This is a genomic window from Virgibacillus litoralis (assembly GCF_017873675.1).
Taxonomy (GTDB): Bacteria; Bacillota; Bacilli; order Bacillales; family Amphibacillaceae; genus Lentibacillus; species Lentibacillus litoralis.
Window position 1 is genome coordinate 76829 of record NZ_JAGGKK010000012.1, and the last position, 14527, is coordinate 91355.

17 protein-coding genes are annotated in these 14527 nt (G+C 36.9%); 5 read left to right on the forward strand and 12 right to left on the reverse strand.

The window, feature by feature from the left end:
- Positions 1–9: 9 nt before the first annotated feature.
- The 4 genes from dnaB to J2Z82_RS11510 all read right to left on the reverse strand — a co-directional run bounded on the left by dnaB (position 10) and on the right by J2Z82_RS11510 (position 4983).
- Complete coding sequence (gene dnaB, locus J2Z82_RS11495) at positions 10–1383, reverse strand: replicative DNA helicase (protein ID WP_209480934.1); 1374 nt, start codon at positions 1381–1383, stop codon at positions 10–12.
- Positions 1384–1431: 48 nt separating this feature from the next.
- Positions 1432–1878: a 50S ribosomal protein L9 gene (rplI, locus tag J2Z82_RS11500; protein WP_209480935.1), complete on the reverse strand. Its 447-nt coding sequence runs from the start codon at positions 1876–1878 to the stop codon at positions 1432–1434.
- A gap of 166 nt (positions 1879–2044) precedes the next feature.
- Complete coding sequence (locus J2Z82_RS11505) at positions 2045–4006, reverse strand: DHH family phosphoesterase (RefSeq protein ID WP_209480936.1); 1962 nt, start codon at positions 4004–4006, stop codon at positions 2045–2047.
- A 29-nt stretch (positions 4007–4035) separates the two neighbouring features.
- Positions 4036–4983 carry a YybS family protein gene (locus tag J2Z82_RS11510; protein ID WP_209480937.1) on the reverse strand — a complete coding sequence of 316 codons (948 nt, stop codon included), beginning with the start codon at positions 4981–4983 and terminating at the stop codon, positions 4036–4038.
- Between the two features lie 230 nt (positions 4984–5213).
- Here J2Z82_RS11510 and J2Z82_RS11515 point away from each other — a divergent pair, with 230 nt between their 5' ends.
- Genes J2Z82_RS11515 through J2Z82_RS11530 form a run of 4 tightly spaced genes read left to right on the forward strand, consistent with a single transcriptional unit; the run spans position 5214 to position 7811 of the window.
- Positions 5214–5702, forward strand: coding sequence for a DUF1189 family protein (locus J2Z82_RS11515; RefSeq protein ID WP_209480938.1), 489 nt, complete (start codon positions 5214–5216; stop codon positions 5700–5702).
- 11 nt (positions 5703–5713) lie between these two features.
- A complete protein-coding gene (gene modA, locus J2Z82_RS11520) occupies positions 5714–6481 on the forward strand; it encodes a molybdate ABC transporter substrate-binding protein (protein WP_209480939.1) in 768 nt (255 codons plus the stop codon).
- A gap of 14 nt (positions 6482–6495) precedes the next feature.
- Positions 6496–7173, forward strand: coding sequence for a molybdate ABC transporter permease subunit (gene modB / locus J2Z82_RS11525; protein ID WP_209480940.1), 678 nt, complete (start codon positions 6496–6498; stop codon positions 7171–7173).
- 17 nt (positions 7174–7190) lie between these two features.
- The gene (locus tag J2Z82_RS11530; RefSeq protein ID WP_209480941.1) at positions 7191–7811 is read left to right on the forward strand and encodes an ATP-binding cassette domain-containing protein; all 621 of its coding nucleotides are present in this window, start codon (positions 7191–7193) and stop codon (positions 7809–7811) included.
- A 421-nt stretch (positions 7812–8232) separates the two neighbouring features.
- Here J2Z82_RS11530 and rpsR read toward each other — a convergent pair whose 3' ends face one another.
- From rpsR to J2Z82_RS11565, 7 genes are all read right to left on the reverse strand, one after another.
- Positions 8233–8463, reverse strand: a complete 231-nt coding sequence (gene rpsR, locus J2Z82_RS11535) for a 30S ribosomal protein S18 (protein WP_092491026.1) — start codon at positions 8461–8463, stop codon at positions 8233–8235.
- A gap of 38 nt (positions 8464–8501) precedes the next feature.
- The gene (gene ssb, locus J2Z82_RS11540) at positions 8502–8984 is read right to left on the reverse strand and encodes a single-stranded DNA-binding protein (protein ID WP_209480942.1); all 483 of its coding nucleotides are present in this window, start codon (positions 8982–8984) and stop codon (positions 8502–8504) included.
- A gap of 15 nt (positions 8985–8999) precedes the next feature.
- Positions 9000–9290 (reverse strand): 30S ribosomal protein S6, encoded by a 291-nt coding sequence (gene rpsF / locus J2Z82_RS11545; protein WP_209480943.1) that lies wholly within the window; start codon positions 9288–9290, stop codon positions 9000–9002.
- Between the two features lie 141 nt (positions 9291–9431).
- Complete coding sequence (gene ychF / locus J2Z82_RS11550) at positions 9432–10532, reverse strand: redox-regulated ATPase YchF (RefSeq protein ID WP_209480944.1); 1101 nt, start codon at positions 10530–10532, stop codon at positions 9432–9434.
- Between the two features lie 212 nt (positions 10533–10744).
- Entirely contained in the window at positions 10745–10942 is a 198-nt protein-coding gene (locus tag J2Z82_RS11555) for a DUF951 domain-containing protein (protein ID WP_092491022.1), read from the reverse strand.
- 14 nt (positions 10943–10956) lie between these two features.
- Positions 10957–11859 (reverse strand): mechanosensitive ion channel family protein, encoded by a 903-nt coding sequence (locus J2Z82_RS11560; protein WP_209480945.1) that lies wholly within the window; start codon positions 11857–11859, stop codon positions 10957–10959.
- Between the two features lie 74 nt (positions 11860–11933).
- Positions 11934–12956, reverse strand: coding sequence for a YkvI family membrane protein (locus tag J2Z82_RS11565; RefSeq protein ID WP_209480946.1), 1023 nt, complete (start codon positions 12954–12956; stop codon positions 11934–11936).
- Between the two features lie 88 nt (positions 12957–13044).
- On the opposite strand from J2Z82_RS11565, the gene yyaC reads away from it, so the two are divergent.
- The gene (gene yyaC / locus J2Z82_RS11570; RefSeq protein ID WP_209480947.1) at positions 13045–13671 is read left to right on the forward strand and encodes a spore protease YyaC; all 627 of its coding nucleotides are present in this window, start codon (positions 13045–13047) and stop codon (positions 13669–13671) included.
- Positions 13672–13799: 128 nt separating this feature from the next.
- Here yyaC and J2Z82_RS11575 read toward each other — a convergent pair whose 3' ends face one another.
- Positions 13800–14504 (reverse strand): DUF554 domain-containing protein, encoded by a 705-nt coding sequence (locus J2Z82_RS11575; protein ID WP_209480948.1) that lies wholly within the window; start codon positions 14502–14504, stop codon positions 13800–13802.
- Positions 14505–14527 lie beyond the last annotated feature (23 nt).

Below are 14527 nucleotides of genomic sequence, written 5' to 3' on the forward strand. Positions count from 1 at the left end.
TCAGCCACATTATACTGGTGCGGAAACTGGAGGGACATCACTGTCGGAATAGCGGTGATCTAAATCTACGAACTTATTATATTCTTTAACAAACGCAAGCTCTACGTTACCAACTGGACCATTACGCTGTTTGGAAATAATGATTTCAATAATATTTTGTTTCTCAGATTCTTGATCATAATAGTCATCACGATATAAGAATCCAACAATGTCGGCATCCTGCTCAATACTTCCAGATTCACGTAAGTCAGACATCATCGGCCGCTTATCCTGACGTGATTCAACACCACGTGATAGCTGTGATAATGCAATTAGTGGTACATTCAATTCACGTGCCAAAGCTTTCAAGGAACGGGAAATCTCGGAAACTTCCTGTTGTCTGTTTTCCTTTGAATTGGCATTCCCTTGAATAAGCTGCAGGTAATCTATCAGAATCATACTAAGTCCATTTTCTTGTTTTAAACGTCGACATTTAGATCTAATCTCACTAACACGGATTCCAGGAGAATCATCGATATAAACTCCGGCATTAGATAAACTTCCCATCGCCATCGTTAGTTTACTCCAGTCATCTGCCTCCAAATTACCATTACGCAAACGCTGGGAATCGATATTTCCTTCGGCGCAAAGCATACGGGAAACAAGTTGATCAGCACCCATCTCAAGACTGAAGATAGCTACATTCTCATCAGTATTTATAGCAACGTTTTGCGCAATATTTAACGCAAACGCAGTTTTACCAACAGAAGGTCGTGCAGCAATAATGATTAAATCATTTCTCTGAAAGCCTGAAGTAATTCGATCCAGATCCCTATATCCAGTTGGAATCCCTGTAACATCAGCATCTTGGTGTTGTAGTTGTTCAATATTGTCATATACTTCGATAAGGACGTCTTTTATAGCCTTAAATGCTCCAGTATTTTTCTTGCCGGATACTTCAAGAATGTTCTTTTCTGCTTCATTTAAGACATCTTCCACTTCATCTTCTGTTGCAAAACCGGATGAAACAATATCTGTTGCAGTTCGAATTAATCTGCGAAGTAACGCTTTTTCTTCAACTATTTTACTGTAATAAAGTATATTCGCTGCTGTTGGAACACTGCCTGCCAAATCAGACAAGTATGCAACGCCACCAACCTCGTCCAGTTTTTTCTCATTCGATAAGGAGGTAGTTACCGTCACAAGATCAATTGGTTCTCCTCTATCCAATAGTTTCAACATCGCCTCGAATATTCTCTGGTGGCTTGCTCGATAAAAATCATCAGGCATTAACAGTTCTGACGCTGCAGACAATGCATCAGGTTCTAGAAAAACAGCACCTATAACAGCTTGTTCCGCTTCTATATTATGTGGTGGTGTACGATCATTCCAAATTTCACTCATTCATTTTCCCCCTTCTGGAGAGGATTCCCAAGTTAATAATTGTTTTTCTTAAACTTCTACTACATGAACTCTTATTGTACCAGTTACTTCCTGGTGTAACTTAACAGGTACATTCGTATATCCTAATGATCGGATTGGGCTATCAAGTTCGATTTTTCGTTTATCGATTTTATGGCCATAAGTTTCTTTAAGGACTTCAGCGATTTGTTTACTTGTGATAGAACCGAACAAACGTCCGTTATCCCCAGATTTTGCTTTCACTTCAACATCAATTTCAGCTAACTTAGCTTTAAGTTGCTCAGCCTCTTCAACTTCTTTCTGCGCTTCTTCCTGTTGTTTATTCTTTTTAGCTTCCAGTTCTTTCATATTACCTGAAGTAGCTTCTTTTGCCATGTTATATTTTAGTAAATAATTACGTGCGTAACCGTCAGAGACGTTTTTTACTTCACCTTTTTTGCCTTTTCCTTTTACATCTTTTACAAAAATTACTTTCATTTTTTGTCTCCTCCTTCGTTAGAAAACTTGGCATTCTTTAATGGGATTCTTATGAAAGCTTATTTTGCTTTCATAGAACCCCTTATACTTTGGAGTTCAAGCCATAGTTGCACTTTTACTAACCTAAAAAGCTCTAATTTAATTGTAATTGCATTTAAAACGATTGTTAACTTGCAAAATATTCCTCTATTATATCCTTTAATAATGCTTCTGCATCATCTATTGTCGTATCTTCAATTTGAGTGGCAGCGTTTGTTAAATGCCCACCACCATTCATTTTTTCCATGATAATCTGAACATTTACTTCTCCAAGTGAACGAGCACTGATACCGATTCGGCCATCACTTCGTTCTGATATCACAAATGATGCGTTAATACCGCTCATCGTTAGGAGCGTATCCGCTGCCTGTGCTATTAATACGCCACCATATATTTCTTCTGGTTTTCCTTTGGAAATAGCAATCGAATCCCGATAAACTTCAGCACGCTCGATTAGTTTACTGCGTTTAATATATATATCCAAATCTTCCTTCATAAATTGCTGTACCAACACGGTATCTGCACCTTTTGATCGTAAATAAGATGCCGCATCGAACGTACGCGAACCTGTTCGTAATGTGAAACTTTTGGTATCTACAATAATCCCCGCCAATAATGCTGTAGCTTCAAGCATTTTTAATTTAAGGCTTTTTGGCTGATATTCCAGTAATTCAGTAACCAGTTCCGCTGTAGAGGATGCATATGGCTCCATATAAACGAGCGTTGGATTATCAATAAATTCCTCTGCACGCCGATGGTGGTCAATAACAACTTTATACTCACTTTTACTCAACAAGCGCTGATTCGAGACCATCGATGGCTTGTGTGTATCAACAACTACAATAAGACTTCTGCTCGTTATTACTGCTTCCGATTCCTCCGGGTCTATGAAATGTTCCCATAGCTCTTCATCCTCTTTTATTCCCTCAACAAGTCGGTAAACACCTGTATCTACGTCATCTGGATCCAATACAATATATCCTTCAACACCATTGGTCTTAGCAATATTTAATATACCAATTGCTGCACCAACCGAATCCATATCTGGTGATTTATGGCCCATAATAATAACATTATCACTTTCTTTAATGAGTTCTTTTAGTGCATGGGAGATAACACGCGCCCGTACGCGGGTACGTTTTTCCATTGGGTTGGTACGTCCACCGTAAAAGCGAACTTTTCCAGCTTCATCTTTAATTGCAACCTGATCGCCACCCCGACCTAGTGCCAAATCAAGGCTCGATTGTGCTAATTCACCAAGCGTTGGAAGTTCGACACTTCCTAGACCAATCCCAATACTCAATGTAATCGGAATGTTTTGTTCGGCATTAAGTTCACGTACTTCATCCAGAATATCAAATTTTGATTTTTCCAGCTGATCCAGAATTTCTTTTGTCGAAACAGCCAGAAAGCGATCCTGAGACGTTCGTTTCATATATATTCCATAATCATGTGCCCAATTATTTAACACAGAGGTAACCTTTGAATTTAATTGACTCTTTAACGTATCATCCATGTTTTGAGTAATTTCCTCGTAGTTATCAAGGAAAATTACTAACAGAACAGTCTGCTCATTTTGGTATAGCGTTTGTATTTCCGATTGTGTCGTTCGGTCAAACAGATATAGTAACCGTTCTTCCTTCTTTATTGTTGTTTGAAATTCATATCCTTCCACATTGAACCATAATTCATCTTTACTTTCTTTAATTCTTGAAGTTAAATCATCAGATAGCGTATTAACTGATTTCCCAACTAAGGTATCATCATCAGCAAAACGGTTCATGTAAGGATTTGCCCATTCAATAAAATAATCTTCATTATACAGAATGATTCCTATTGGCATTTCCAACAAAGCCTCTTCCCCAACACGTTTAATTCGATGGGAAAGTGTAGCTATATATTCTTCAGTTTCATTCTGCAGAGTTCTTTCCGTTCTTATACTATAATAAATCGACGCTGCTAATAGCAATGCCATCAATAATCCTAGCATCCATTGGAAATACCAAATAAATCCAAGCAATGTAATGGACAAAAGGTAAATGACCCATAAGTGTCTGCTAAGTTTTGGTCTCCTTTGTAAATCGTGCATATAATCAGCTCCTACTACTTAACTCCCATTTACTTCTTACCCTTTGAAATGCGATCTCTTAGTGAAAATCCTATATCAATTATACCTAAGAGACGTACAAAATAAAGGAAGAAAAAAGGGAAAAGTATTGTCAATATAACACTTACTACTGGTAGTGCTTTTGACTTGTTTTTCAGATGAGCATAGAAAAAAATAAAAGATAATCCTTGCAACGTCATTAACATTCCTGCAACTATCATCACATTGTTTACCGCCAAATATAACGTACTCGATGGATCGAGTTCAAAAAATGTAAATATTAATGCGAAGAAATAAATCCAAATTAATGAAACCGGTAAGCGCAACATACGAAAAGGAGGAAATCCCAAATCCTTGCTGTCTAATCGGTTAATCACTTTATAGCTTACCCATTGAGCAATAAAAGCCATAAAAATCGCAATGAATGCTATTCCAGCTGGAACCAGCGTCGAAAGCATGCCAATCTGTTGCTCCAGCAACTCAATCTGTTCTTCCGCCTGATCCATAAAGCCAAACTGTCCCATTAACTCTTTAACCATTTGTACATACTCGTTAAGTATTTGGTCAATTTCATTCATTAAATTCACTTGTAAAACGAATTGACTAAATACAAAAATAAATAAAAGCCCCACTACAAACCCTATCGTTCCTCTTCCCCAAGTTTCATACGCAGGTAACTTTTTATGAATAGCACTACCAAGCATTATACCACCAAGACCCATTAACACGGTTAACGGCAAGCTAACTATCGTTGCAAAAAGAATCGATAATATAACCGCAACCCCAAACATTGAAAGAGAAGGCTTCCAATTATGTCTGGAAGCAAATGTGATAAAGGGTACTGGCAGTAAAAAGGTAGCAATTATTGTTATTACTGGAACAAAAGCTGCGATTAACAGCAATATAATATATATTGCTGTAAGCATGGCACCTTCTGTTAATATTTTTGATTGATTCATGTATTGCACCTACATATCTAATTAATTTATCTCATTACAATATGATAACACGATTTAGGCATTAATTGGTATTCGAATTAACTGATTCTAATATTTCCCGGGTAATAACTTGTTGAATTTTGTAGACCAACAATAAAAGTCAACGAATTTTCAAGGTCAGGAAGCGATTTTATTATAGATTTTTATTATAATGGAACTAATGCAAGATTCTATGAAGAAGGATGAACCTAATGATTTTATTGCAAGCATTCTTAAACAGTGTTAAATTGCCAAATAAACAGGCAATGTTTAAATTAAATCGAATCGGAATGGACATTACTGTATTATATATGTCTATTCTTGTATTGCTTGTTTCTATTCCGTCGCTAATTGATCGACTAACAGCAACCGGTGGCGCAAGTGCTGACATGCAGTTATTTTTACTGTTCGTGTACTTTTTCTTATTTTATTACTTACCATTAATTATAATGGTTTTTCTGCTGCTTTCACTAATTGCTTACATAGGAACGGGTATATCCCGGTTAATGAGACGTAAAATCAGATTCCCAATACTGTGGAAAATGAGTGCTTATACAGCGACGATTCCCTTTATATTATATACAATTATAGCTTTGATTTTTAAGGTAGATGTTATGTACTTATGGCTCTTCCTAATCTATTCAATTCTTTTTATAATTAAAATAATCACCATTTATCCAAAGCGGAAAATTCGAAAATAGGAGTTTTTTTGATGAAATATATCGTATACATTTTTCTTGCATTATCCCTACTGATTAATGCAGGCTGCAGCAATCAGGATAATACGAAAGAACATGAGCTCTTCATATCAGCTGCTTCAAGTTTATCCAATGTACTGTCAAAGCTAGCAGATGCGTATGAATCGGAACATCCAGGTACGAAGCTTACATTAAACTATGGAGCTTCTGGTAAGCTTTCGCAGCAAATACAGCAAGGTGCACCTGTTGATTTATTTCTTTCAGCAGACCAAAAATGGATGGACAACCTAGCAGAGCAGAAAATGATTCTCGATGATACAAGAATAAATTTTACACAAAATAAACTTGTACTAGTCTCAACAAATAATGCTGATCTATCCATTGATACATTGAAAGATTTATCTTCTAGCGGACTGGACCAAATAGCAATTGGAAACCCAGAAAGTGTACCTGCCGGAAGCTATGCAAAAGAAGCATTAACCGCAAGTGGAACTTGGAAAAGTATAAAAAGTCAGCTTGTTCACGCCAAAGATGTACGACAAGTGCTTACATACGTTGAGTCTGGAAATACTGACATTGGATTTGTTTATGCCAGTGACCTGAATCGTTCCAAAATGGTAACAGAGGTTACTAAAATAGATGAATCGCTGTATAAGAGAATTGATTATCCTGCTGCTGTAATGACATCAAGTGACACCAAAGAAAAGGCAAAAGCATTTATCGACTTTCTGCAAACAGATGAAGCACAATCAATTTTGGCCGAATATGGATTTAACTCTTAAAGGTGGGAACTGAAATGGACTACACACCATTATTTCTATCACTGAAAATAGCCAGTATTGCAACAGCAATAGTTGTCATTATTGGCATTTTCCTTGCTAGAATTATTTCCCGCTATCGATTTCCTGGAAAGAGAATACTAGAATCATTGTTAATGCTTCCATTGGTTCTGCCACCTACTGTTGTTGGATTTGGTCTGCTTTATTTATTTGGCAAAAATGGCCCATTCGGAAGTTTATTACTAGATCTGTTTGGTATTCAGATTGTATTTACATGGTTTGGGGCAGTGTTAGCTGCAATTGTCGTTTCCTTTCCGTTAATGTATCAAAGTGCTGCCGCTTCTTTTCAAAATTATGATGTCAATATTGAAAATGCTGCATTGACGATGGGGGCATCTAAGTGGACAGTTTTTTGGACAATAACCTTTCCACTGGCATGGCCCGGGTTATTAGCAGGATTAGTACTAACATTTGCTCGGGCACTTGGTGAGTTTGGCGCAACACTTATGATTGCCGGCTATATTCCAAATCAAACAGAAACAATCCCGCTTGCAATCTATTTTGCTGTTGATTCCGGGAATATGGATGCTGCAGTGTTTTGGGTGATCAGTATTGTTGCTGTTGGATTCACTGCCATTCTTTGGCTGAATTGGTGGAGCGGGCGGAATATTTTAAGATTTACAAGTGATAAATGATCTAGGTGGGTTGTATAATGCTTTCATTGAAGATAAAGAAAATACTTAAAGCATACACACTTCATGCTGTGTTAAACGTTAGCGAGGAAATTACCGTATTAACCGGACCATCTGGTGCTGGCAAAACCACAACATTGAACTGTATCTCAGGACTTATTCATCCTGATTCTGGTGAAATCGTATTAAATGACCGAGTGCTTTTTCAGGAAAAAGAAAAACCGATTCCTGTTCAAAAACGAAATATAGGATATGTATTTCAGGATTATGCCTTATTCCCTCACATGACCATAAGAGGGAACATCAACTACAGGATGAAAGATATCAAGCTTGTTAATACATTAGTTAACGTTGTTGGAATCGAACATATCCTTGAAAGTTACCCTGCTGAAATATCAGGTGGCGAGAAACAACGTGTAGCCCTCGTGAGAGCTTTAGCTACTAAGCCGGAGGCACTTCTGTTGGATGAGCCTTTTTCCTCCTTAGATGATGAGACAAAGGAAGAATGCCAGCAAGAACTACTCCGTCTGCATGCCATGTGGAAGATACCAATTATTATGGTTACCCATGACCTTAAAGAAGCGGAGAGACTTGGCGACCGTATTCTAAGAATAGAGCAAGGGAAAATAATCGATAATTGAATGATTGTTGCTATAGATATAAACTTCGAACATGGAAAAACAGCTTTAGTCTATGACACCGCTTCGGAAACATACCTCGTGCACCTTAGGGCAATGCTTAAGAGACCCACAGAGAGCATTTTGTATGCGAGGTAGCCTTAGGTGCGTCACGTCTGCATTAGCACGTCCTATACGTTGGAGGTTCATAGTAAGACCTAGGTGCGCGAATATATTCCAACCGCTTGGTCAGATATCTACACTAAATACAACAATTAATTACCTTAGTCCTTTATTAGAAAACTTGGCTTATCGCCAAGCCGTAATAGATAAGCCTTAGTTGCACTTATGCAGTAAGAAAGGATTTATACTTAACTGCCAAATACAGCAATAAAAAAGCCTTTTGATAGTTTTTACACTGTCAAAAGGCTTTTTATTGCTATTATTACTCTGTTACATATGGCAATAATGCCATTGTACGAGAGCGTTTAATCGCTTTTGTAAGTTTACGTTGATATTTTGCAGAAGTTCCAGTTACACGACGAGGGAGAATTTTCCCGCGTTCTGAAATGAAACGTCTTAGTAAATCAACATCTTTATAATCGATGTGTGTAATTCCGTTGGCTGTGAAATAACACACTTTACGACGCTTTGCACGTCCGCGACGAGCTGCCATTAATACCCCTCCTTCTTTTTAGATTAACACTAATCTATTTAGAATGGTAAATCATCGTCTGATATATCGATAGGCTCACCGTTGTTTTTGAACGGTTCCTCTTCGTTTTGATTTTGATTTTGATTTGTTTGGTTCTGATTCTGGTTTTGATTTTGATTTTGCTGGTATCCTGATGATTGTTGTCCACTGCTTTGTGAAGAACCTTTAGATTCAAGGAATTGAACACTGTCTGCAACAACTTCCGTTACAAATACAGTTTTCCCATCTTTTCCTTCAAATGTACGCGTTTGTAAACGTCCATCGACACCAATCAAACTGCCTTTTTTCATGTAATTTGCCAGGTTTTCTGCCGGTCTGCGCCAAACAACACAGTTGATAAAGTCAGCATCACGGTTACCTTGCTGATTTGAAAAAGGTCGATTAACTGCTATCGTAAAGTTGGCTACTGCCACTCCATTTGGTGTATAACGTAGATCAGGATCCTTCGTTAACCTGCCGACAAGCACGACACGATTCAACATCAGAACCACCCCTTATTATTGATCATCTTCTCGAATTACCATATGACGAATAATATCATCAGAAAACTTAGCTAAGCGATCAAATTCATTGATTGCATCTGCATCACTAGTAAAGTTAATGACTACATAATATCCATCACGATAATCATTGATTTCATATGCAAGACGTTTCTTGCCTTTTTCATCAACTTTTTCAATCTCCGCCCCATTGTCAGTTAAAACTTTATTAAAGCGCTCAACTAAAGCTGTTTGAGCTTCGTCTTCAATATCTGGGCGGATGATATACATGATTTCGTATTTTCTCATCCGGTACACCTCCTTTTGGTCTTAGCGGCTTCATTTAGTCAATGAAGCAAGGAGTAATCTTGTTTCATTACTCACAACATCGTATTATACCAAATCTTATTATAAAAAACAACCATTCGAGGGATCCTGCTACGTTAAAGTTTACACATTAAAGCGAAAATGGATTACATCGCCATCTTTCACGATATATTCTTTACCTTCTAATCGAACATTTCCTTTTTCACGTGCTTGCGCCATAGCCCCTGCATCCATAAGATGATCGTAGGATACGGTTTCGGCACGAATAAAACCTTTTTCAAAATCAGTGTGAATAATTCCCGCTGCCTGTGGTGCTTTTATTCCTTTACGGAAGGTCCATGCGCGCACTTCCTGTTCACCAGCTGTAAAATAGGTTGCCAAGCCCAATAGGTTATAAGAAGCTTTGATAAGCTTATCTAACCCAGATTCAGAAATACCTAAATCATCAAGAAACTCTTCCTTTTCCTCCTGATCAAGTTCAGCTATTTCTTCTTCAATTTTTGCACAAACTACAATTACCTCTGCACCTTCTTCTGCTGCATACTCTTTCACCCTTTGCACATATTCATTTGCGTCAGGCTCGGTAATTTCTTCTTCACTTACATTTGCTACATATAGTGTTGGTTTACTAGTTAATAAATGTAGCCCTTTTACTATTTTCCAATGTTCTTCTGAAAACTCCAAAGCTCGTACAGGTTTTTCTTCTTCAAGCCCTTCTTTAAGCTTAAGAAGAATATCATGCTCTGCAATAGCTTCCTTATCCTTCTGTCTAACAAGCTTTTCCACCCGTTGTATCCGTTTGTTTACAGATTCTAGATCAGCTAAAATAAGTTCAAGATTGATAATCTCGATATCATCTATTGGATCAATTTTACCTGATACATGCGTAATATTATCATCTTGAAAACAACGCACAACTTGGCAGATTGCATCGACCTGGCGAATATGGGATAAAAATTGGTTTCCCAGTCCTTCCCCTTTACTCGCTCCTTTTACAATACCAGCAATATCGGTAAATTCGAATGCTGTTGGTACTGTTTTTTTCGGTTTTACTAATTCTGTTAATTTATTTAAGCGATTGTCTGGTACTTCTACAATCCCTACATTTGGATCAATGGTTGCAAACGGATAGTTCGCAGCCTCTGCACCAGCTTGTGTAATTGCATTAAACAATGTTGATTTACCAACATTGGGAAGCCCAACAATTCCTGCTGTTAAAGCCATTCAACTTTCACTCCTTAAGGATTTCATTCATATGAACGCGTTAGTCATATCAATTATAGATACAAGATGTTAAATTGACAAGCAATGAAAAAGTAAAAATAAGCAATTATAATTGCTTATTTTTATAGAGTGCCACCGCAATTTTCAATTTTCATTGATCATACCACAACTATAATTAATTTTTTTAGACACTTAAAAGAATTTTAGACAAATTATTCTTCTGCCTTCACAAGTATTTTTTTCATCTTTTTAGCGAATTCTTTCCGTGGAATCATGACGCTGTGATCGCATCCCATACACTTAATTCGGATGTCCATACCCATTCGAACAATTTTCCAGCGATTTTCGCCACAAGGATGCTGTTTCTTCATCTGAACAATATCATTTAATTCAAATTGTTTATCCGACATGTCGGACCCCCCTTTTATACTTCCTTGTCATGATTTAGTTCTAATGATGTCGGCTCTTGATTTCTGGAATACATCACTAAACGTGGTGATGGAATTTCAATGCCTTCCTTATATAAAACATCCTGCACTTCTTTTCGAACTATTCGTGCACCTGCCCATTGATATGCTGGCAGTGTTTCAGCAATAATACGAATTACATAATAGGAGCTTTCCAATGTTTGTACACCTATTATTTCTGGAACTCGAACAATTTCTTCATATTTATCCGGCAATGTCTTACAAACACTCTCAATTATTTTCTCGGCATTGCCAACATCACTCTCATAAGGCACGTTCACATCCACAACAGCTAGACCATTATAAATGGAGTAATTAGTAACCTGTGTTACGTTTCCATTAGGAAGTACATGTTGTTCGCCAGTCCAGCTTTGAATTTTAGTTGTACGCATCCCGATTTCTTCTACGGTTCCTTCAACACCTGAAGTAAGTATATAATCCCCTACAGAAAATTGATCCTCAAAAATTATGAAGAATCCGGAAATAATATCACGGACAAGGTTTTGTGCTCCAAATCCAATAGCCAGACCTGCAACACCTGCTCCAGCCAGCAACGGGCCTACTTTTGCACCTAGTACATTATCCAATATCATGATAATTGCTGTGAAATAAACGGTATACTTTAAAACATTTTTGATCAGTTTTTTAAGCGTATTCTCCCTTCGTTCTGTAATACGAAACGGACCACGTGATTTATTATGAAAAACACGGCCGATAACATTATTTCCAACACGAATTATAATGATCGACAGGAAAATGATTAAAATAATTTGAAATAATCCCTGACCAATTTTTACCCATAATTCAGGACCTGCAATATAGTCCCATAGCTGTATAAATTTATTGTTGATAAATTCCAAAATAATACCTCCGACGTTCAACTCTATAGCTAGATTTTACAATAATGCTGCTATCATTGAAAGAAAAGAGAAATTCAATTGCGTTCTTCCATTTTTTTCCAATATGGGTAGAGCAATAATCTTGTTAATACATATAAATTAAGAATACCATATACCGGATAAATATAGCTTATTAACGTAGAGAAACCTAATGTCGTTAATGGAATCATTGCTACTAGTATGAGAATTACTAATAACCAAATTGGCATTTTTATTATACTTTGGAGTCTGGAAACAATACCTAATACCCCTGCAGCAGCCGTCGTAAATATAGCAAACCATAGAAGTATTGACATAAATATAAGCATTCCAAATGGGTAGTGCTTTAGTATTGCGAATAATGGTATTTCATATAAAAGTAATTCATCGGCTATCTGTATTAAACTATTATTATATATGAATGATATCGTACCCAAGATTAAACCGCTACCAAGTGAAGCAATCCATATTTCCTGCTTGGATCTAACTTTATTTCCTATCGCTCCCAACACTGCTATTAAAGGTAAAATATTCAATGCTGTAAAAGGAAATGCTGCAGTCCAATTCCGTTGCTCAGACAAATGTGAAAACATTGACAGTTCCTGATCCATTGTAAATATTAACAAAATATACAAAAGTCCACCAAGTAATAATGGCAAAATAACCTGATTCATTACCAACAGTCCACTAATATCTTTCAGAAACAAAATTATCAGGCAAACTGCAATAACAAGCACTCCCCACCAGTAGGAAAAGTTAAATGCTTGTCCTGTAGCACCACTACCAGCAATCATCACTACCGTTGTCGTAAACAAATATAAAAATATCATAACATCATATAATTTTGTTAATTTAACTCCAACTATATCACGAAGTACCGGTAAATAGTCAGTTGACTGTTTTTCATAGCTAACATTCATTATCACATTGCAGCATATCGAAAAAAATAACGTAAACAACAGAATGGCAAGTCCACTTTCATGACCAAAAAATTGCCATAGTTCCCTGCCAGAAGCATATCCAGCCCCAATAGTTGTACCAATTATTAAAAACATCCACTTCAGACCAGCTCTCCACATCGCATTTCCTCCATTATTTTTCGTATCTACGTATAGATCGATAATTTTTTCCGTATACTTATACCAATATGTTTATGGAGGATAAGCTATGAATCTAATAAATCGTTTTGTTCCAAAAAATGATAAGTTGCAATTGTTACATACTGACCCTACCCTAACGGACGCAATGAGTGAGAGGTTAATCTCTTGGTTTCCTAAGACACCTCGTGAATATGTTGTTGTTTGTATTGGAACTGATCGATCAACCGGGGATGCACTTGGTCCATTGACAGGATCTTTTTTTTCAGAAAGAAAGCCGAAACATATAAATATTTATGGAACGTTAGCAGACCCCGTTCATGCCATAAATTTGAAAGATCATATTAAGTTAATAAATGCACAACACAAGGATGCATTTATTATTGCTGTAGATGCCTCCTTAGGGAAATTGTCATCTGTAGGCAGTATCATATCGGATGTTGGGTCCTTGAAGCCTGGAGCAGCATTAAATAAGGATCTTCCTTCTGTTGGAAACATTCATATTACTGGTGTGGTTAATATAAGTGGATTTATGGAATATTCTATCTTGCAAAATACAAGATTATCACTTGTTGTAGACATGGCTAAGTCCATTGCTGCTTTACTAGAAACATTAGATCAGCAATTAACATACAACAGGCCTTTACCAGCTATTATTGCTTCGAACCAAAAACGTAATAGTGGCGTAGAAGTCTAACTTGTTTCACATTAGAAAACTTGGCATTGCCAAGCCTAATGTCGAGTGCCTTAGTTGCACTTATGCAGTAAGAAAGGATTTATACTTTCTTAACTGCTTAAAAAGAACCCTACTAAATTGTAGAGTTCTTAGAATAATAAATAGATATAATAGACAAATCCAACTGTAAGAAGCGAGGGCAACAAATTCCCAACCCGTATCTGGACGATTTTCAGTAAATTTAACCCAATTGCTACGATAAGTAACCCGCCCACTGCGGTTAATTCTACAATCAGTCCATTTAAAAAAGATTCAGGAAGCAGTTTTTCAATTTGCGTAGCTAAAAGCGCTATTGAACCTTGGTAAAGCAGAACCGGAATCACAGAAAAAATGACACCAAATCCCAATGTTGTCGTTAATACCATTGCAACGAATCCATCAATCACGCCTTTTGTAATAAGAACTTCATGGTCTCCTCGCAGACCACCATCTAAAGCTCCAATCACAGACATAGCTCCTATTACAAATATTAGTGAAGCCGTTATAAAACCTTGCGCGACACTAAAATTGTCATTTGTTGTCGTAAATCGACTACCTATCCATGCGCCTAGTCGATTAAGACCTTCTTCCACATGAATAAATTCACCAATAATTGCACCGGTTAATAGACTCAATAACACAACAACAATTACTTCAGTAGTAAATGCCATTTGCATACCTATTAATATAACTGCAAGCCCAATTCCATGCATTACCGTTTCTTTATATCTTTCTGGTATTTTTGTGAAAAATAACCCTATTAAACATCCTGCTATAATAAGTGCTCCATTTACCAATGTCCCAAATAAGACCATAACGACAACTCCATTTACTAATA